12 protein-coding genes are annotated in these 19,999 nt (G+C 38.0%); all 12 read right to left on the bottom strand.

Annotation, left to right across the window (positions count from 1 at the left end; translation table 11 throughout):
- Positions 1–41 precede the first annotated feature (41 nt).
- The 12 genes from sov to dut all read right to left on the bottom strand — a co-directional run bounded on the left by sov (position 42) and on the right by dut (position 19,967).
- Positions 42–7,199, bottom strand: a complete 7,158-nt coding sequence (sov, locus tag JKA74_RS09050; RefSeq protein ID WP_201430860.1) for a T9SS outer membrane translocon Sov/SprA — start codon at positions 7,197–7,199, stop codon at positions 42–44.
- A gap of 13 nt (positions 7,200–7,212) precedes the next feature.
- Positions 7,213–7,806: a Holliday junction branch migration protein RuvA gene (ruvA, locus tag JKA74_RS09045; protein WP_201430859.1), complete on the bottom strand. Its 594-nt coding sequence runs from the start codon at positions 7,804–7,806 to the stop codon at positions 7,213–7,215.
- Complete coding sequence (locus JKA74_RS09040; RefSeq protein ID WP_201430858.1) at positions 7,803–10,082, bottom strand: NADP-dependent malic enzyme; 2,280 nt, start codon at positions 10,080–10,082, stop codon at positions 7,803–7,805. Before JKA74_RS09040 ends, ruvA begins: the two co-directional genes overlap by 4 nt.
- A gap of 252 nt (positions 10,083–10,334) precedes the next feature.
- The gene (locus JKA74_RS09035) at positions 10,335–11,426 is read right to left on the bottom strand and encodes a DUF4837 family protein (RefSeq protein ID WP_201430857.1); all 1,092 of its coding nucleotides are present in this window, start codon (positions 11,424–11,426) and stop codon (positions 10,335–10,337) included.
- A gap of 39 nt (positions 11,427–11,465) precedes the next feature.
- Positions 11,466–12,887 (bottom strand): lytic transglycosylase domain-containing protein, encoded by a 1,422-nt coding sequence (locus tag JKA74_RS09030; protein ID WP_201430856.1) that lies wholly within the window; start codon positions 12,885–12,887, stop codon positions 11,466–11,468.
- Positions 12,888–12,893: 6 nt separating this feature from the next.
- On the bottom strand, positions 12,894–14,315 hold the full coding sequence (gatA, locus tag JKA74_RS09025; protein ID WP_201430855.1) for an Asp-tRNA(Asn)/Glu-tRNA(Gln) amidotransferase subunit GatA: 1,422 nt from the start codon (positions 14,313–14,315) through the stop codon (positions 12,894–12,896).
- A gap of 7 nt (positions 14,316–14,322) precedes the next feature.
- Positions 14,323–14,535: a Sec-independent protein translocase subunit TatA/TatB gene (locus tag JKA74_RS09020; protein WP_201430854.1), complete on the bottom strand. Its 213-nt coding sequence runs from the start codon at positions 14,533–14,535 to the stop codon at positions 14,323–14,325.
- Positions 14,536–14,659: 124 nt separating this feature from the next.
- Positions 14,660–15,862, bottom strand: coding sequence for a murein hydrolase activator EnvC family protein (locus tag JKA74_RS09015; RefSeq protein WP_201430853.1), 1,203 nt, complete (start codon positions 15,860–15,862; stop codon positions 14,660–14,662).
- Positions 15,855–16,598, bottom strand: a complete 744-nt coding sequence (locus tag JKA74_RS09010) for a DUF4292 domain-containing protein (protein ID WP_201430852.1) — start codon at positions 16,596–16,598, stop codon at positions 15,855–15,857. Before JKA74_RS09010 ends, JKA74_RS09015 begins: the two co-directional genes overlap by 8 nt.
- Positions 16,591–18,315: a tetratricopeptide repeat protein gene (locus tag JKA74_RS09005; protein ID WP_201430851.1), complete on the bottom strand. Its 1,725-nt coding sequence runs from the start codon at positions 18,313–18,315 to the stop codon at positions 16,591–16,593. Before JKA74_RS09005 ends, JKA74_RS09010 begins: the two co-directional genes overlap by 8 nt.
- Positions 18,316–18,353: 38 nt before the next feature.
- The gene (locus tag JKA74_RS09000) at positions 18,354–19,364 is read right to left on the bottom strand and encodes a sugar phosphate nucleotidyltransferase (RefSeq protein ID WP_201430850.1); all 1,011 of its coding nucleotides are present in this window, start codon (positions 19,362–19,364) and stop codon (positions 18,354–18,356) included.
- A gap of 168 nt (positions 19,365–19,532) precedes the next feature.
- On the bottom strand, positions 19,533–19,967 hold the full coding sequence (gene dut / locus JKA74_RS08995) for a dUTP diphosphatase (RefSeq protein ID WP_201430849.1): 435 nt from the start codon (positions 19,965–19,967) through the stop codon (positions 19,533–19,535).
- Between the last annotated feature and the right edge of the window lie 32 nt (positions 19,968–19,999).

Here is a 19,999-nt window from a genome sequence, read left to right as displayed (position 1 = left end):
TTTTTTTCAAAAATACACTCTTTTTTTGGATGCAAAAACTATTATTGCAATCCAAATCTAACTTGTACACCAAAGGAAGTATTTGTGGTTGGAAATGAGTTTTGAACACGTGGTTCATTAAAGCTTCTCTGATAATAAAAATTGAGGTTTAACTTTTCGCTCACAGTATAGTTTACTGTAGGCCTTAGCTGATAATTAATATTTCCATCTACCAATACATTTCTATCATCATCCACTGAGCGTTGTACAACCTCTGTATCTCGAACAGTAACACTCAATTGCATGGTCAAGTCATTCTTTAAGGCCACTGTTCTCCCTTTAATTTTAAATGGAAATTTAAATGAAGGATCTGTAAAACCAATATCTATTACAAAATCATTACTTTTTTGGTCAGTTAACTGAGATGTTTCGGTGCTTAGTGCCAGGTTCCTCTCTTTTTTATATTCTAGTTTCGCTGTAAACCTACCTTTAGTACGTAAATTCACTCCAATCAACGGTGAAAATCGTTCAGAAATCAACACCTGGCCAATATTATAGACGGGTATGAAATTCCCGCTATCTGACTGAATACTTGGAAATGGATAATTCTCAATATTGCTATTTAACGTAAGATTTTGATTTTGCGAATCGTACCTTCCATTACTTATAAAATTACTCACATTGAAGCTCGCATTGTAGGCATGGCTTATCGTTACAGAAGGAAAAATCTTTTTGATTGCTTTTATATTTGACAATCCTTTATAATCGATACGCCAATTGGGCAAAGGGAATTTAGGGAATGGATTTAATGAAACCTGTGATGCATCTGTCTCAGTATAAGCCGCTAAAAAGGCAGGAATCAATACATCCTGTTGATTTAAAAGGTATTCTCCTTTGTTAGGATTTGCCTCAGATAACCTTTTGTGTACTTCCTCCCTGTTTTCCCTAAACTGATCAAATAAAGGTGAATTGTCCTGAGAGGTTTTTACAAAAGAAGTTTTGATCATATTATAACTCACACTATAATTCCCACTTCTGGTAGGCGTAAAACTCGCAAACTCATCCAGTTCCTGGCTATACCTAAATGTTTCTGAATAGTTCTCATTGATTACTCTATTAAAATCAATCTGGACTGTTAAATCATTCATTGGTTCCAACATGGCTTTTACGTCCAACGTTCTTACAATTGATTGTGTAAACAGAGTAGATTGAGATTCTGACTTTGCCAGCCAATTTTTATCTGCTGCAGTTGTCCGAATAGAAGGATCCTGGCTTCCTAGAATGAATGGTAATCCGGGTGCAGTCATAGAAGAATCAAGACCGAACAAATAAGCCCTGTTTCGAAATCCCGGCAATAATGTCCCGCTTCTTTCCGAGTAATTAGCTGTAACATTTTTTAGAGACATCAAAAGGTTTAGGAATCCTTTCACTACACCAGCCCCTGGCTGTGCCCAGGTGCTGTCCACCTCGTTGGCGCGTAATCGCGGAGGATTATTAATACTATTCAAGATTCTTACTTTATTGTAAAGTTTGGTCATATCCAGCCTGGAATTAAGCCCCCATTCACTACTATTTTGGATTATATGGCCTAAAGTATCTATCTGGTTAAGTGATCCTGAGGTCCAGTTAAAATCAACTTTATACCGCGCATCAGCAGTTACCCAATCAGTAAATGGAATTTTGTCCAAAGGAATACTGTAACCTGCCACTATACTTTGATCAAAATTTTTCATTCTGCCCAGGTTACTTAAATTGGTTAAAATGGAATCCCGTTTGGCTTCTGTATTTATTTCGCCCTCCTCTTCATCCACAATGGCAAAAGCACGTGCAGTATAATTTAAATTAATATTTTGTGTCAGATTCCAATTAAGGTTATAAGCCCTCGCCAGAGTAAAGCTCTTTTCAAATTGGGCATCAATTCCTTGTGTGGTCAGCATATCATTTCGTAGCTGCGTTTTAACAAAACTTCTGTCAAGGTCTCCCCTAAAGCTAAATGTACTCGGTAGCGGGTTAATGTTGATATCTCTAATTAATTTCAGATAAGGAGATTTCAGGAATGCTACTGTTTCCAGGGGAGCAATACTGGCATTAGGAAAACCATAATTATATCCGATGGCACCCTTATAATTTCGGGTTTCATAGGTAGCTGTCTGAAGGTTGGATCGGGTTATGTCATTGTACGCATAGGTGAAATCAAAATTAGATATGGCAATAGGCCACACAATTTTTTCAGTATCCTTTCTTTCCTTTCTTACATTGGTAAAATTAATGCTTCTTCTTTCCTCCTGATCAATGACAATTTGCCTATACTCCTCTCTTTCCTCAGCATCATCAAACCCTTCCAATGAAGCAGAAAGCGGGATGTCAGGATCTCGTGGATCATAAAATGGAGTGGCAGTAAAAGTTTGATATCCCAGGTACATCGGGATTTTTATTCCTGACTCTTCTTTGAAGAATTTCCCCAGGCTCACATTACCTGACACATCAAATCCCAATGAACTTTCTCTTGTTCTTTGTGAAATATTTTCTTCAATTCCTCCAAAACCTACTGAAGTATAACGTGTGCTGGCAGTAATATTAGCAAAATCAGCAAGCTTGGTATTAACGGAAGCATTGGCCGCCCAACCTGATGTTTGATCGAATTCTGTTACGCGCATTTCATTCGCCCACATGCATACATCCTTAGGCAAACCACCTCCACCTGCCGGATTCCTCATGCCTATCATGATAGTTTGGAGAGAACTCATATCCGGCCTTCCTCTAACAGTCAATGTGTATTTCCCGAATTCCTCTGTATAGGGCAACAAAACATTTTGGCTTCCCAAAAATCTATTTCTTCTTGATTTAAGTTTATAGAGTTCATCAAATGCCAGGGCAATTTCATTTTCTTCAGGCCAAATTTCACGGGGATCTGTAGCTTGATAAGGCGTTACTTTAAGAGGAAGTTCAATTTCATAGTAGTTATCGTCAAAGTCGGTTCCAAACCTTACAAAAGCAGTAATTTCATCATCATTGGCGTTAGGGCTTTGCGCATGTAAAAACATTTTTAACTTCCCATAATTTACCAGATCAAAATTAACATTCTTAAATGCTGCAACCGCTTTACCATCCTCAAAGTCATCTACGCAAAGTTGAATTGATTGCTCATTTTGTCTTACCTGGTTCGCGACAGATGCTACGTCCTGGTCTCTTTGAATTCCGGGGGGCAAGGTATAAGGAACTTTACCCGGACCATTCTCGGAATTGGATTCAATATTTACTACTGACACTACCAAATTGCTTCTTTTATCTTCAGGTGTTTCAGAAATCCCACTTCTGGCCAAAGAACCATCGTATTTTCTCCATTGGGAACCTACTAACCTAAAATCGGCCATTCTTAGCACAACGGGTTGTTCGAAGTCTGTTAAGATAGTCCTGATAAACCTAATAGTTTTAAATCCTTGAATATCTCCCTGGGTGCGGGTTGGGTTTCTGATGGGTATTCTAAATAAGTACCACTTTATTCCATCTTCATCGGATACTGCCTCATCAACAATCAACGGATTAGAAGACACACTCAGCTGATCCTTCGTCAGGTTTACTTCATATTCATAGAATTCTTCCAGTGTGGAAATGGTTTTGTCATCATTTAAATCCTCAGAATCCGGATAGCGACTACCTGAAGGGTTAAAATCTAAATTTGCAGCGGGTCCCGGTGTATTGCCTTCAGGATTGTTGAAGTTTTTATATCTTTCCAAAAGTGGGGCTTGCCTGGCATCAAAATCATCTCCTAAGAAATACTTGAAGTTATCGGCAGATGGATCGTCCAATATTCTTTGTTTGGCTTCGGCTGACAAGGAGGCATTGCTATTAACTTCGTCAACAAATTCAGAATAAAATGAAGCTTCCTGATCATTCCTTACGCCATCCAAACCGACATCCTGATTTCCCCTGGCACCGGTTTCATTAGAAAAAACATCCGTGATAGGAGCATTTTCCGGCACCCTTGCATATTCAGTAATTTCTATCTCACTTAAATCATCATAATCTGCAGGCAAACCATTTTCATATGATAATTGACCATCTCCCAGTACATCCTCAGAAACGCTTCCCAGGTTAAAGTAAAGTTTACCGCCAGTGGTATTGGGAGCGGCATCCTGGGAACCATCATCCACTACACCCCGAGGGGAATCGATGAAAGGATCCATTAACCAAAATTCTATATATTCTATATTGTTCTTGTCAAAATCCACCTCTGATGTGATGGCCCTGCTAATACCTGCCCAGTTGGATTTTGGGTTTTTCAATTTTCCCTCGGCTGTTAAATCGGAGTTATAATTATAAACTCCCCTTTCTTCCGGAAAGTAAGCCAGGTCGAAAGTTGGCAATAGGTTAACCCCTATATTTCTATCCCTATTTTTATAAATTTCCTGAATCACCACACTTCTGGCATAGTGATTTTCTAGTGCTTCATCAGTTAATTCAGGTACATTGGCACCATTCTTCCTATAAAAAATATTATCCACAGAATACCATGCCAATTTTGCCCTTTTTTTATTTTCTGCAAATTTTCCCGTCCCTACAAATTTCTTGTCCGGTGTAGCGGGGGTAGAAGAGATTTTCCATCCATTAATATCACTTCCTAAATTATTAACAGTGATAGACTGTTCGAAATCATCAATATAAGAAGTACCTTCTCCATCCACTTGGTTGGAAGTACCTGGAACCATTTGTGCAAATTCTCCTCTAAAAGTTAAAATGGAGGGTTCTTTGGTATCTATAAAAGGAATAAAATCAACCATTTTAGTTAAAAATGGCATTTCATCACTATAATTAATATCTATTCCCCATTTGGTATTATTGGTTGGTTCGGAACCTATGCTATACCTGGATACCCCAAGAGGCCGTTGAGTGTGCCGCAAAACAGTAGCTCCAAAATTTATCTTATCACTTAACACATAATCAAAACGAGTACCTACCAGAGTCCTTGATTGGAAATTAAATAAATCTGCTTTTTCAAAAGTAATAGCCAAATCCCTTCCGGAGCTAAGAATCCCCTCATTGAGAATAATCACTCTTCCTAAATTATAATCTACACGATAATCCAGCCCTTCCTGTAGTTGTGTACCACCGGAACTTACCCGTACTGAATTAGGTGATATATTGATACCGGGCAATGCTATCTCGGAAGAAGATCCACTTTGATACTGCCCTTTGATAAAGAATTTATCTTTAGAAGTGAGCTGTTGTGCATCATTTTTTGTAGACTCATACAATGTATTGAAAACATATTTCCCTCTAAAGGTTTGCTCATCAGGACGGAATAATTCACTTAATCTCTGACCGAAAGGCTCTAAAACAGGGAAGATTATTTTACCATCTACCTCATTGATTGTTACACCACTTACATAATCAAAATTTCCATCTGGCTGCGGATCCCCATTTTGGTTCAAACTATCCAAATTAAATAATCTTAAGAGAGGGGTATCACGTAGAGAGCTTTCATGCAAACTTGGATTATCCTGACCTGTTCTGTCATCACGGTAAATGATTCTTAATTCAAAACCTTCCTGTGAAATTTGATTCCCGTTAAGGTTATAAATGTTTTTCATCATTAAATCCCAGCTCGGCACATCAGTATTAATTTTGGAAGGTCTTAAAAGTTTCAAAATTACCACTTCATCATCTGGCCTGTTGCCATAGTTTTCTGCCAATTCTCCCACCTGATACCTGGCTCCATTATAGCTATACTCATAAGCTACTGCAAGCATTTCATCATTTTGCAATTGCCTCCTTAAGGAAATATAGCCCAGTTGCTTATCAATGGTATATTCTGTGGCCTCCAGTTTACGAGCAACATTAATAGCTTCATAATCCACTGTGCGGGAAAGAGAAGGGCTTAAACTTTCAACAGAAGAAAGAAAATTATTATAGTCTTTATTAAAGGGTTGAAGTTGATCCCATAACCTATTCGCATCATTATTTGTAGGAGTACCAGCAGAAACGGATGGGAGCAACAATTCATTTTTATTGACATTATTAGGATTGGCTTCCCCTAAATCCATAAAAGCTGCCACACTTCGCAGGCTATTTGTGTTTTGAGTTCTGTTAATAACAAACACTTCCACTCTTCTGACATCAAGACCTGAAGTAATACGAGGCATTGAACTCAGCCAGTTTTCATAATTATCCCTGAAAAAATGTCCCAAAAAGAAATGTCGGTTTTCATCGTAATCAGACGCTCTTACATCAAATTCCTGTCGTTGAGCACCACCTTCTACGCGAATGGTTTCAGATGTACCTCTTTGGGTAGAGGCCACACTGGTAACAAATAAATGACCAAACTGCAATTGTGTTTTAATACCAAACAAATTCTGTGCACCTGTTATCAAGCTGTTATTAACAGGCATGCTCACGTTTCCAATTTCAATCTTTTTAATAATTTCTTCCTCAAAACCGGTGTATTCCACTTTAAGGTCATTCTGAAAATCAAATGAATTATTGTTGGCAAAATTAGCTGTAACAGCTAGCTTTTCGCCCACTTTACCCACAGCATTCATGTTAATTTGCTGGTCAAATTCAAAACTGGAATAGCGTTGCTGTTGTACCGGAATGTTAGGATTTTCATTTTTGGTGAACCTGCCCCCAAAATCTAGAGTAATAAAACCATTGGGAATAATTTCAACAAAACTACCGCCAAACAGACGATCGAAAGCCGGGCTTACATAAAGTGGCGGAATCAGCTGACGACCACTTACAGCACTTTCGCCATCCAATCCCAGTGATCTTTCTTTCCAATAATCATTTAAAATTTTCTCGTCCTGATACCTGGAGAACTCCTCAAAACTCATAGAGCTGGTAGGCCGGAAATTTACATCTCCTATTTTTTCATAAATGGTGTAATTAAGGCCGGTATCTATTTCAACATCCAGGCTTAAAGCAGCAGGATCGCCTAATTGGAGGGGGCTTTGTCCCTGGTTGCTTGAAAATGGATCACCATATCTATCCTGAAACTGAAATGTGGGCCTTTTGCTTGGCTCGTAATTCTTTACACTATCAGCTTCCGTACTGTCTTTAGGAATGGTGTCTTGTTGCTGTTGGGTGCTTTGTTGAGTCTCCTGAAACAAAAAAGCATTAAAATCGTAATTATTTGCATATAGGGAATTTCCACCGAGATAAAGCCCGACAGGAAGGATAAAAGAACATAAAAAAAGAAGAACAGGAACCCTTTTACTTAACAAAATTTTAACAGATTTAGGCTGACTTTAAGGCTTGCTTGATTAATTCCTCTAATGTAATATTTTCGCCATTTTTCTCCAAAATGTTGTTAATTACTTTTTCGGCAGAAGTTTTAGCAAAGCCCAAATTTAATAATGCAGATAACGCTTCATTGCGCTTGCTATTGTTCGATCGGAAAGATGAGTTGGAAGAATCTGCCACTAATCCCTCTTTTTTATATTTATCTTTTAATTCCAGGATGACACGTTGGGCTGTTTTTGCACCTATTCCTTTAATAGCCTGAATTTGCTTTACATTTTCTGCTACAATGGCCGATTTTATTTCAGCCGGAGCCATAGAAGAAAGCATTCCCAAAGCAATAGAAGGTCCTATTCCTGAGATGCTAATTAAATCAAGAAACATCGATTTTTCCATTTCCTGATGAAAGCCATACAATGTATGCGAATCCTCTTTCACATGGTAATGAGTAAGTACCAAGGCTTGTTTTTGATTTTTAAATGCATCAAAAGCAGAAAGAGGAATATTGACATGATATCCCACGCCACCTACCTCAATAACAAGGTAGGTAGCTTCCAAGGTGATAATTTCGCCTTTAAGAAATGAGATCATAAGTTATTATCAGTATATTGATTTTGTGCATCTGCCACAGAAATAGCCACCATATTCACAATTTCCCTTACTGAACTTCCCAATTGCAATATATGAACAGGTTTATTCATGCCCAATAAAATAGGGCCTATGGCCTCAGCATTCCCCAGTTCCATTAAAAGCTTATAGGCAATATTTCCTGAAGCCAATGTAGGGAATATAAATGTATTTGCCCCTTTTTCGGCCAATTCACTAAATGGATAAGTTTCCTGAAGCAAGTCCGTATTAACCGCTATGTTGGCTTGTATATCACCGTCAATAATCAAATCCGGCCATCTTTTTTTAGCTATTTCCCTTGCTTTTGATGCTTTTTCAGGTATTTCACCTTTGCTAGAACCAAAGTTGGAATAAGAAAGCATTGCCATTCGAGGTTCAATTCCGAAGAACTTGGCCCCTCTGGCTGTCAATCCAATTATTTCCACTAATTCATCAACAGTAGGATTGGTATTTACCGTAGTGTCAGAGAAAATATAAGTACCTTTTTTAGTAGACAAAATGTACATGCCTGCCACTCTTTTACCAGGTTCCGCCCCAATTATTTCCAATGCAGGCCTAATGGTTCTGGGATAATCTTTTGTCAATCCTGAAATCATGGCATCAGCTTCTCCGACTTCTACCATCATACTACCAAAATAATTACGATCCCTCATTAGCTTTTCAGCTTCATAAAGTGTTACTCCCTTTCTTTTCCTCTTTTCGTAAAGCTTTAAGCCATAGTCTTTTCTTTTTTCGGTATTCTCAAAGATGTCTATGATTGGGCTATCACCTATATCCAAATGATGTGTGGCAATTAAATCCAGAATTTTCTCCCTGTTACCCAATAAAATTGGATGGGCAATTCCTTCATCTATTACCATTTGTGCGGCTTTAAGAATCTTGGCATTATCAGCTTCAGCAAAAACCACACGTTTAGGATCCTTTTTGGCTTTGCTCAATATCCTGTTCATCAATTTTTGATCAACACCAATTCTTTTTTGAAGGTCAATTTCATATTGAGCCCAATCAGTGATGTGCGTTTTGGCAACTCCTGATTCCATTGCAGCCCGCGCTACAGCCGGTGAAATAGTGGTAATTAAACGGGGATCCAATGGTTTGGGGATAAGGTAGTCCCTTCCGAAAACAATACTCTGATCGTCATAAGCTTTATTGATCAATTCAGGAACAGGTTGTTTGGCCAGGCTGGCAATTGCGTATGCTGCTGCCAACTTCATTTCTTCATTGATGGCCGTTGCCCTTACATCCAAAGCACCTCTGAAAATATAGGGGAAACCAATTACATTATTTACCTGATTAGGATGGTCGGATCGGCCTGTAGCCATAATAATATCTTCCCTTGCATCCATAGCTTCCTGGTAAGGAATTTCCGGGTCAGGGTTGGCCAAGGCAAATACAATAGGATTGGGTGCCATTGCCAAAATATGTTCTTTGCTTATTACATTTCCGGCCGAAAGCCCTAAAAACACATCTGCACCTTTCATGGCATCCTTAATATCATTCACTCCTTTTCGGTCAGAAGCAAACAAAGCCCTGTTTTCATCCAGGTCGGTTCTATCAGAAGAAATCAACCCTTGCCTGTCAAACATTAAGATGTTTTCTTTTCTCAGACCCAATGACTGATAAAGCTTGGTACATGAAATAGCAGCAGCACCTGCCCCGCTCACTACTAATTGAACATCCTCAATATTTTTACCTACCAATTCCAAAGCATTGATCAAGGCTGCACTAGATATAATGGCTGTTCCGTGCTGATCATCATGCATCACAGGAATATTCATTTTCTTCTTTAATTCCTGCTCTATCACAAAGCATTCAGGTGCTTTAATATCTTCAAGATTGATACCTCCAAATGTGGGTTCAAGTGATTGAATAATATGGATTAACTTTTCCGGATCCGACTCCTGAATTTCAATATCAAAAACATCAATTCCCGCAAACTTCTTAAAAAGAACACCCTTCCCCTCCATCACAGGTTTGGAAGCATCAGGCCCTATATCCCCCAGGCCTAAAACGGCTGTTCCATTGGATATAACACCCACCAAATTACCTTTGGCTGTATATTTATAAGCATTTTCTTTGTCCTTTTCTATTTCTTTACAAGGCTCGGCCACTCCAGGGGAATAGGCAAGGGCCAGGTCGTTTTGTGAACTTAATAATTTGGTTGGAACTACTTCTATTTTTCCGGGTGATCCCTGGCTATGATAATTGAGGGCATCTTCTCTTCGAATTTTTTTCGACATAATATATTTCGTTCAATAATATTTAAATTAAATGATGTTGAGGGGAGTTTCTAAATGAGTTTTGATTTCTTGGATACCCCTCCCAATCATACAAAAGAAATGGAAAGTACAGAATATTAGGAACAAAAATAACAAATCATTCCATATCCCAAGGTATCTTATGAATCAAATTATGTTTTTAAAAGAAGGAGGGCATTCAAAATCTTCTGTTAAACCTTCCAGGAATCGCTTTTACTCAAATTGTCAGATTTATTAATCATTGATGGTATCAGGGATATCAGCAGTGGAAAGTATTGCTTCCAGCTTACGCATAGGTTCCCTTTTATCTTTACCAGGATTATCTAAATATCCTTCTACATAATATAAATCCCCGGATTGCTCATTGGCAAATAAATAGCTGACAAAGGCTCCGCCCCGTGAATTATCAGAGTATTTCCAAAGGCCTTTCGTTTGTAATGCGAAATTTCCATTGAGGTTAACAGTATCAATCACCAAATTCATTTGATCCTGAGTGGTTATATAAAGTGAATCATTGTCTTTATCTGTAATATACTTTCTGCCAAGCTCATTACGCAGGCTTTTCAGGTTGGCAGGATCAAATACCGATTCGTCATTGAATGGCATTTTAACCACCCATATATTCAGTTCTTCCCTTTGATCCAATTTTCTTATCCACGCATGATTTTCATCCTTTACTGCTAAATCAAAACCATACGGAATCACCATATCTAAACCAAGATTGCTAGAAAGGTAGTTCATTACTCCTTTGGAAGTGCTTTTTTTAATCTTCTCCACCATTCGCTCTTCTTCCACTTTATTAAAAAACTGTTGAATCTTTTCTTTATTTTCTTCGATGTTTTTCATCAATTCCTCTTCTGTTCTGCCAAACAAGTAAAGTACTTCCTGTCCCTTAGCATAAACATCCTCTTGATTAAAAGAAAAAATGTCCGGATTATTCTTAATTTGTTCAATAGAATTATCAGTAAAATACTTTTTCAGCCGCTTGCCTTCTGCAGAATTATTGTCCAGCGTAGCTACAAACATTAAATTTTTAGAAGCTTTTAATACACTATTGAACTTACTCGGATCAGTCCTTTTGATATCATACAAAGGCTCATCCTGAGGAATTGCTTCCACATTAGCTCTAAACAAATCCTTTACTTGCTGCCCCAAAGCACCATTCCACTGATCAGGAGCCATTACCAAAATAATTTCTCCGTCTTCACCCCTGGCATTTTGCATAGTGGCTGAACTGTTTGATTCTCCATTGGAATCGCAGGACATTATAGAAACAAGCAATAGTAATGAAATGAATAAACCTTGTATATTATTTGTTAGCTGCACGATATGTTTTTTTTATGATGTAAAAGATTTAAAAATTCATTAACCCACTTTTAGTATTTGACCGGGTTTAATTGAATTTCCTTCCAAATTATTAAGTTTTTTTAACTTTTCAATTGTTAAGTTATCAAACTTTCTGGAGATATCCCATAATGTATCTCCTGGCTGTACCCGATAGGTACCACCCTGAGAGGCTATTTGTTTCTGCTGCAATTTATTCTGATTGGCACCGGCCAGGTTTTTACTAGTCTTATTAGCATAATCATCCCCTACCCAGATAGTCAATGGCTGGCCAATCCTAATCACTGAACCTGACATTTTATTCCAATGGCGGATATCAGACACTTTCACATTATATCTATTCGCTATAGTCCCCAGCACATCTCCGGATTGTACCCGGTAGACTAATTTCTGCCGTCCATAGGTACTGCCAGATTCATTCGTAGCAAATTTTTCAAACTGTTCCTCACCTTTGGAGGCTAAATTCAATATCTCCAATTTATTGGCACTGAGTCTTTCCTTTTCATGCTTAGGGACACGCAAGTGATAAATTTGTTGTTTAGCAGCAATAGCATTTCGCTTTAACTCAGGATTTAAATCTTCCAGGGTTTCTAAACATATATTTGTATGCTCTGCAAAAAGAGGCAAATTCACGAAGCCAGAGATATGGAGAGTATCATATTCAGGAAGATAATGTTTGTCCTCAATGAACATGTTATGCTCTTCCATATAGTTCATACTATACATTACAGCAATGAATTGAGGTACATAGGATCGTGTTTCCCTCAATAAGTAAGGGTAGATTTCCCAAAATGTTTTTTTATAGCCACTTTGCCTGATGGCTTTGCGGATATTGCCCGGTCCTGAATTGTAAGCAGCCAATGCTAAATGCCAATCCTGATTAAAATATTTGTATAAAAAAGTAAGGTACCTGCAAGCCGCTATGGTAGCTTTTTCCATGTCCATTTTTTCATCATAGTACCAGTTTTCAGACAGGCCGTAGTCCACCCTGCCGGTAAGGGGCATAAATTGCCATAGGCCTACTGCTCCTGCACGGGATCTTGCTTTGGGGTTAAGACCTGATTCTACAATGGAAAGATATTTCAATTCATCCGGCAGACCGTAGGCTTTCAGATAATACTCAATCATAGGAAAGTATTTAGTCTGAAGAGCCGCCACTCCTTTGGTATATTCCCTGTTCCTGACAGTGAAATAATCCACAAATGATTTTACTGTATTATTGAAAGTAAGGGGGATTTCGTTTTCAATATGTTTTAATCTCTCCTCAATCAGTACGTAGGGAACATCCGGGACATACTCATATTTGAAGTGGGGCATTTCCGCTTCTACAGTAGTGGAATCGATTCTTTCAAGCAGGATATCAGCCTGAAAAGCAAATGAATAACTATTTGCAAAACATACCAATGCCAGTAATCCCATGATATGTTTTGCCAATGTCTTCATATTTAATTATTTCATCAGGTAATTAGAAAATGCAAACAATTCGTCTTCTTTGAAAACGTCAGTCATAATCTGTAATCCAATGGGTAGGTTATTTTTATCTACTCCATTAGGAATTGAGATAGCCGGAATACCACTTACATTAGCCTGAACGGTAAAAACGTCTGCCAGGTACATTTCAGCCGGATTTTCTGTTTGGGAATTTAGCGGAAATGCTGTAGTTGGTGTAGTGGGCAAAATGATAAAATCATAGTCAGATAAAATTTTGCGCGTTTCATCCCTGATCAACCTTCTTACCTTTTGAGCCTTTGTATAGTAAGCATCATAGTAGCTGGCACTTAATACAAAAGTACCCAGCATGATACGCCTTTTCACTTCATTACCAAAACCCCTGGTACGGGAAAGTTTGTACATGCTTTCCATACTATCTGCTTCAGGAGCCCGGTAACCATATCTCACGCCATCAAAACGTGACAAATTAGAACTGGCCTCAGCGGTAGTCAATATGTAATACGTAGCCAAAAGGTATTCCAAATAAGGAAAAGTTACTTCCGTTACTTCGTGTCCCTCCTCTTTCAGAAAATCTAATTTCTGAATAGTATGTTGCTTAATTTCTTGCTGTAAATCAGTACTCTCTATCGTTTCTTTGATATAGGCTACTTTAACCTTCTTGTCGAATTTCAGTAATTGATCATAATCAGGCACTTCTTTTCTGGAAACTGTACTGTCATTGTCATCAGCACCGGCTATTACTGAGAGTATACTGGCATTATCTTGTATATTATTGGTAAAGATGCCAATACAATCAAAAGAAGAGGCATAAGCTATCAATCCATAGCGGGAAATTCTTGAGTAGGTAGGTTTTAAACCCACTACACCGCAAAAAGCCGCAGGTTGCCGTACAGATCCCCCGGTATCGGTGCCTAAAGCAGCCATACAAAGACCCGCCTGCACTGAAACAGCCGATGCCCCGGATGAACCTCCCGGAACACGGGAGTTGTCGGCAGCATTTAATGTAGGGCCATACGCAGAATTTTCGTTGGAAGATCCCATTGCAAATTCATCGCAGTTTTGCCTCCCAATGATAATAGCATCTTCATCAATTAATCGTTGGACTGCCGTGCCGGTAAATTGAGATTCAAATCCTTCAAGAATTTTACTACCTGAGCTTACCTTTTGATCTTTCAGCACTAAAACATCTTTAATACCCACTACTAGTCCGAATAGCTTGCCCAAAGGTTCGTTATTCCGGATTTTTCGGTCAATCTGCTCTGCCTTTGCCTGAGCCTCCTTATCATAAACATCAAGGAAAACATTCAGGTGATGATTTTCATCAATACGTTTCAGGTAATCAGATACTACCGATTGAAGGGTACTATTTTTTTGCTTCAGATCTTCCTGAAGGGATTTTAAATTCTTATACGGCTCCAATAGTATATTACTCTTTGTGATCTACCTTAGCGCTTTTTCCAGTTTCCTGAATTTCGTCTTTTATTTCTGTGGTAGCATCTTTGAATTCGCGGATACCTTTTCCAAGCCCTCTTGCCAATTCAGGAATTTTTTTCGCGCCAAAAAATATTAAAATTACCAACATGATAAGCAGGATTTCCCATCCGCCTAATCCACCTAAAAATGCAAATACTGTGTTCATTGCTTTAAATTTAATAATGTAAGTGTAAAGTTAATTAATAATCCAATGCTTAACCAATTGCTACAAAAAAAAGCACAAGATTGTTTTCCAGTTTAATACTTATTTAGAAAAATAAGTTCATTCCCTACTTTTTAAAAAGCCAGGCTTCAGGGTTTAATTTCTGGTTATTCTTCCATACTTGAAATTGAATTTCGGACGTTCCCTCATTGTTGGTGTATACTGTCCCGAGAGATTGCTTTGCCACAATTTTGTCCCCTTTTTTCACATTCACGCTTTTCAATTTGGCATATACCGTAAAATATTCTCCATGTTGGACCATTACCACATTATTCATACTTGGCACAAATGCCACATACTTCACTTCTCCATCAAAAACAGCTCTCACTTCCTCATTCTCATTGGTTTGGATATCTATTCCATCATTATTAATAGAAATGTTTTTATAAACAGAGTGCGGATGTGTGCCAAACTTTTGAGAGATAAAACCCGCAGCCACGGGCCAGAAAAGTTTGCTCTGATTACCTGCAAATGAGCTGGAAAGTTCTTTTGCTTCAGGTGTCAAAGCAAATTTTGTGGAAGAAGCGCCCTTAGAACTTTTCTCTATTTCTTTTTTAATCAATTCGGCAATTACCTTTTCCAGGTTCTTGACTGCACTTTTCCTCTCTTCAATTTCTTCTTTTACTTCCTTTTCGCGCTTACTCAACTGAGCCACTACATTACTCTGTTCTGCTTTTAGCCTGTTAAGTTCCCTGTTTCTATTAATTTGCTCCTGTAACAATACGCTTTTATCCAGGCGGATTTGCTCAACAGATTCTTGCTGATCAGTTAATAAAACTTTGATGGCCTCAATTTGCTCCGCCTGATTCCGCCTCACCTTTGCATAATACTCCATATGCTTTAGCCGCATAAACATTTGATAAAAGGAGGCTGAAGCAAATATATAAGAAAGCTTGCTTAATGACTGATTACTTTTTTGTGTGGCATACAACATGGAGGCATATTCCTTTTTCATTTTTTCCAGGTCCTGCTCCAGGGAACTTATAATTCCTCCAATTTCATTCACCTGCTGGTCCAGCAAGCCAATTTCATTGGAAATAGAATTAGTAATGGATTGTTGTGCCTCAATTTTAAAATTCAGGGCGTTAAGCTGACCCAATGTAGCCTTCTTTTTGGAAGTAGTTTGGTTGAGTATTTTCTCAGCCTGCTCAATTTTTTGGATATTTTCTTTTTTTTCCTTTTCCAGTTCGGCACGAGATTTTTGTGCATTGACTTGTTGAGTAGCCAATAAAGCAAAAAAAATAAGTAATAAATATTTTATGTCAATCATATTTACTGGAAACACTAAAAGGGAAAGAGATAGGGTTCGCTCCTATATCCACTTTTGAATGGTTAATCTCAATTGTAGTGGTTGCCGTGCCATTTTTAGCTTTGCTCAAAACAGTTACCAGACTTTTGAAAGGAAAAGCCTGATTGGAAATTTGATTAAAGTTATCAAAAACCATACTCATATCATTGCCATCAGGGAGTTCCTTTACCATTACATTCTTTACTTTACGGATATCTTTATTGGCTATAGTCTGAATAAGAAACCTGTCTCTTCGTTGGTCTATTTTTAATAGATTCCCTTTTTTATCGTATTCATCATCTTTTGTAAATTCAAATACCTGATTGCCCAACAAAATGGATTGTACCATTTGAAAGTCTACCTCGAAATTAAGCATATTGCTTAAGGACTCATAATTATAACGATAAACTTCTTTATTTACCCTATCCAGGAAAACTATAGTATCCTGGTTGATAAAACCTCTTGCTGCTTCTATGCCAAGGATTGGAGAAAGGGACACCCAAATGATGCTGTCTTTCTTCATACGAATTGTTGCACTGGAACTCAGGCTTTTGTCTTCAGAGGCAAACTTAATTTTGGATTTTGTTTGCAAGTATTCAAAGTCAAATCTTTCCAGTCCATACTCTTTCTCAATACTTGAAGTAGGTAATAATTTTTTCCCACATGAAGAAACCAATACTAATATTACTATCGCTACAATTCCACTTATTCTACTCATAATATTTCCTTTCAGCTATTTTTTGATCAATCTGGCTTGAAGTACCACCTATTTCCCTGGCTTTCTCCCACTGATTAATCGCTTTTTCAATTTCACCCGTTTTATAAAGGGCATCTCCGTAATGTTCAATAATCGTACCTGAACCATTTAAACCGGCTGCCTTTTCTAAATATTTTAAGGCGTCAGTATAATTGCCCATTTGAAACAATACCCATCCGTGTGTATCCAGGAATGTAGCATTCTCAGGATTCTCCTTTACCATCCGCTCAGAGAGTTTTTTGGCCAAATCCAACTTTTCCTTTCTTAGAGATAAATAATAAGTGTAATTATTAATAGCAAAATAGTTTTGCGGATTGGCTTCAATAGCTTCTTCATAAGCTTTAAAAGATTTCTCGAAGTCTTTGTTGGCATGATAAGCATCGGCAAGCTGTGCAGCAAAAGTGCTTTTCAGTTTATTGTTACCATACACAATGGCCTTACCTTGCTCCCACATCATAATGGCCCTGGAGTACTGTTTTAATGAAAAGTATGCCGATCCCGAAAATAAATAAATAACCGGCTGGTTAGGAAAGTACTCCATGGCTTCGTTGGCATGCTTGGCAACGCCCTCATAATCTTTCATTTCCATCTGCAATGACAAGACATTTTGCCAAAGCTGAAAGTTATTGCCAGCATTTTTAATGGCCTTTTTATAAAGCAACAGGGCACTATCTTTATCATTTAAAGCAAAATACATATCCGCTGATGCAGCCAAAGCATTAGACTCGTTGGGATGTATATTTAAAAGATAGCCACTTAATTCTTTCAAAAAAGGAGTCATAGACTCATCGGGTAAGCGCCTGATCATAGGCACAAAGTTATTCAGTTTGTTTTTGAGAGAGATTTCCTCAGATTGAAAAGCTTTGGCAAAATAAGGTTTGGCTTTTTCAGGCGTATTGGTTTGCATATAAAGCTGTGCGAGCTCCAACTGAGCCACTGCCTGGTTTTTATTCTCAGATAAGTAAGTATTTAAATAATCAATGGCTTCCTCATTTTTGCCATTGGAAACTAATATTTGAGCAACGGAAACAGCATATTCACCTCTTCTGGGGTATGCTTCCACTAATTTCTTCCCTTCATCTATAGCCTCTTTGAGTTTATTTTGTTTGAGCAGTATTTTTTGCTTTTGGGTGCTTATCTCTTCTAATATCCCTAAACGTCTTTCAATTCTGTCGTAGGTTTTCAAAGCCTTATCAGGTTGCTCATTATAAAGGTAAATAGCAGCTAACTCTATCAGGTAATCATCAGGCACATCATCAGACTGTCGGTACATCTCTTCATAAGTGGCAATGGAGCCAGCGAGGTTTCCCTGATCAGTTTGTATTTCCGCCAACAATTTGGCATAAATATACTGACTCTTATCAGCCATAAGTGCTTTATTGGCATAGAGAGAAGCTTCATCCAATTGACCTGCTTCATGGTATAATTCTGCTATCTTATAATTCACCGCGGCATTGTCAGGCATGATTTGATTTGCCTTGATGAAGCTTTCCAATGCTTTGGCGTTATTGTCGATGGCTATAAAATGCATGCCTTCAGCAATTAAAAATTCCACATTAAAGCGGTCCGTTTTGAGCGGATCTCCTTCAGGCAAAATCACCTCTTCCTCCTGCACAGGGTCAGGTTGCTGCGCCCGGACAGGAGTGAAAGAAAGAAAGAACACGCTAATGAAAAGCATGCTATATAAAAAAAATACTTGTTGTAATATTTTCACTTTTATTCAATCAGCTTATTAAAATCACCAATACTTAAATCCTTTGGGGTTCCCTGGTAAACAACATGGTTCCCCAGCATACTGTTTTTTATTTGTGCTTGTCTTATTTCAGAATTAGTTTGAACAATAGAATTTTCAATTCTGCTATCAGAAACAATGGTACCATCCCCAATAGAAACATGCGGACCAATAATAGAGTTTTTAATCATCACCTTTTTTCCCAAATAAACAGGAGGGATAATCACACTATTTTCCATTTGTGCTGAACCAGCTATTAATTCTTCATTTCTAATAAACTCCAAATACCTTTGATTGGTATAAACAGTTGCATCTTTATTGCCGCAATCCAACCATTCTGTTACTGTACCAGGCTTGAGTTTCACTCCTTTCTCCTTCATATTCTCCAGTGCTACAGTAATCTGGTATTCCCCACCTGCATCCCTGATTTCATTGTCCAACAAATATTGAAGCTCTTTCTTTAAGTCTTCCCCTTTTTTAAAGTAATAAATTCCTATGATAGCCAAATTGGAAACGGGAGTTTGGGGCTTCTCAATAAAATCGGTTATTAAATTATTTTCGTTCACTTTCACCACACCAAAAGCTGAGGGATCATCTACTTTCTGTGTCCAAATAATACCTTCCTCTTCAGTATCCAGTTTAAAATCAGCTTTAAAAAGCGTATCTGCAAAAGCTACTACTGTATTTCCTTCAAGCAAATCTTTGGCACACATGATGGCATGCGCAGTTCCCAAAGCTTCCTCCTGGTAATGAATAGATCCTTTTGCTCCTACTGAAGCAGCAATAGCCAAAAGTTTTTCTTCAATTTCCTGTCCAAAGGAAGATTTAATAATAAATCCTATTTTGTCTACCTGGCTTTCACATACCTTCGCAATATCCTCAACAAGGCGTTGCACAATGGGTTTTCCTGCAATCGGAATCAAAGGTTTTGGAATAGTTAATGTATGTGGCCGCATGCGTTTGCCCATTCCGGCCATTGGGATAATAATGTTCATGATTTAAAATTTTTATATATAGATATAAGATTTTAGAAAAGAGATCTCAGAGGTTAGGTTAAAGACAAGTGAGTTGGATTTATTTCTTAAGATCATAATGCTTTATTTTTTTAATAAAAGGTAAAACGAGTATGTCTACTAATTATCCATCAGAATGTCTAAAACTGTTTAACCTTTTCCTGTACTGCCAAATCCACCCGCACTTCTTTCAGAGTCTTCCAGTACTTCTACTGCTTTCCACGTGATTTGTTCATGTCTGGAAATAACCATTTGGGCTATTCTTTCCCCATTTTCTATGGTAAAAGCCTCTTCAGATAAATTAATCAGTAAAATCTTAATCTCTCCACGATAATCAGAGTCAATAGTTCCCGGGCTGTTCAACACAGTGATGCCATGCTTATAGGCCAAACCGCTTCTCGGACGAATTTGTGCTTCAAAACCCACTGGTAATTCCATGAACAAAGCTGTTGGCAATAACTTGCGTTCCATAGGCCTAAGCACAACAGGCTCTTCCAAATTCGCTCTTAAATCCAAACCGGCTGCACTGATTGTTTGATAGGCCGGTAATTCATGTTTCGATTTATTAATTACTCTTACTTCCATTCTTTTTATTTATACTACTCCAAAAGTATGAT

Source organism: Marivirga aurantiaca (genome assembly GCF_016679925.1).
GTDB classification, from domain to species: domain Bacteria; phylum Bacteroidota; class Bacteroidia; order Cytophagales; family Cyclobacteriaceae; genus Marivirga; species Marivirga aurantiaca.
This window is presented reverse-complemented; position numbering and strand designations above follow the sequence as displayed.

Bases quoted from the DNA above. Each gene is read 5' to 3' on its own strand.
- JKA74_RS09030 (WP_201430856.1), bottom strand. From the start codon at position 12,887: ATGAAGACATTGGCAAAACATATCATGGGATTACTGGCATTGGTATGT.
- JKA74_RS09005 (WP_201430851.1), bottom strand. From the start codon at position 18,315: ATGCTTTTCATTAGCGTGTTCTTTCTTTCTTTCACTCCTGTCCGGGCG.
- dut (WP_201430849.1), bottom strand. From the start codon at position 19,967: ATGGAAGTAAGAGTAATTAATAAATCGAAACATGAATTACCGGCCTAT.
- JKA74_RS09040 (WP_201430858.1), bottom strand. From the start codon at position 10,082: ATGTCGAAAAAAATTCGAAGAGAAGATGCCCTCAATTATCATAGCCAG.
- JKA74_RS09020 (WP_201430854.1), bottom strand. From the start codon at position 14,535: ATGAACACAGTATTTGCATTTTTAGGTGGATTAGGCGGATGGGAAATC.
- JKA74_RS09010 (WP_201430852.1), bottom strand. From the start codon at position 16,598: ATGAGTAGAATAAGTGGAATTGTAGCGATAGTAATATTAGTATTGGTT.
- ruvA (WP_201430859.1), bottom strand. From the start codon at position 7,806: ATGATCTCATTTCTTAAAGGCGAAATTATCACCTTGGAAGCTACCTAC.
- JKA74_RS09015 (WP_201430853.1), bottom strand. From the start codon at position 15,862: ATGATTGACATAAAATATTTATTACTTATTTTTTTTGCTTTATTGGCT.
- JKA74_RS09000 (WP_201430850.1), bottom strand. From the start codon at position 19,364: ATGAACATTATTATCCCAATGGCCGGAATGGGCAAACGCATGCGGCCA.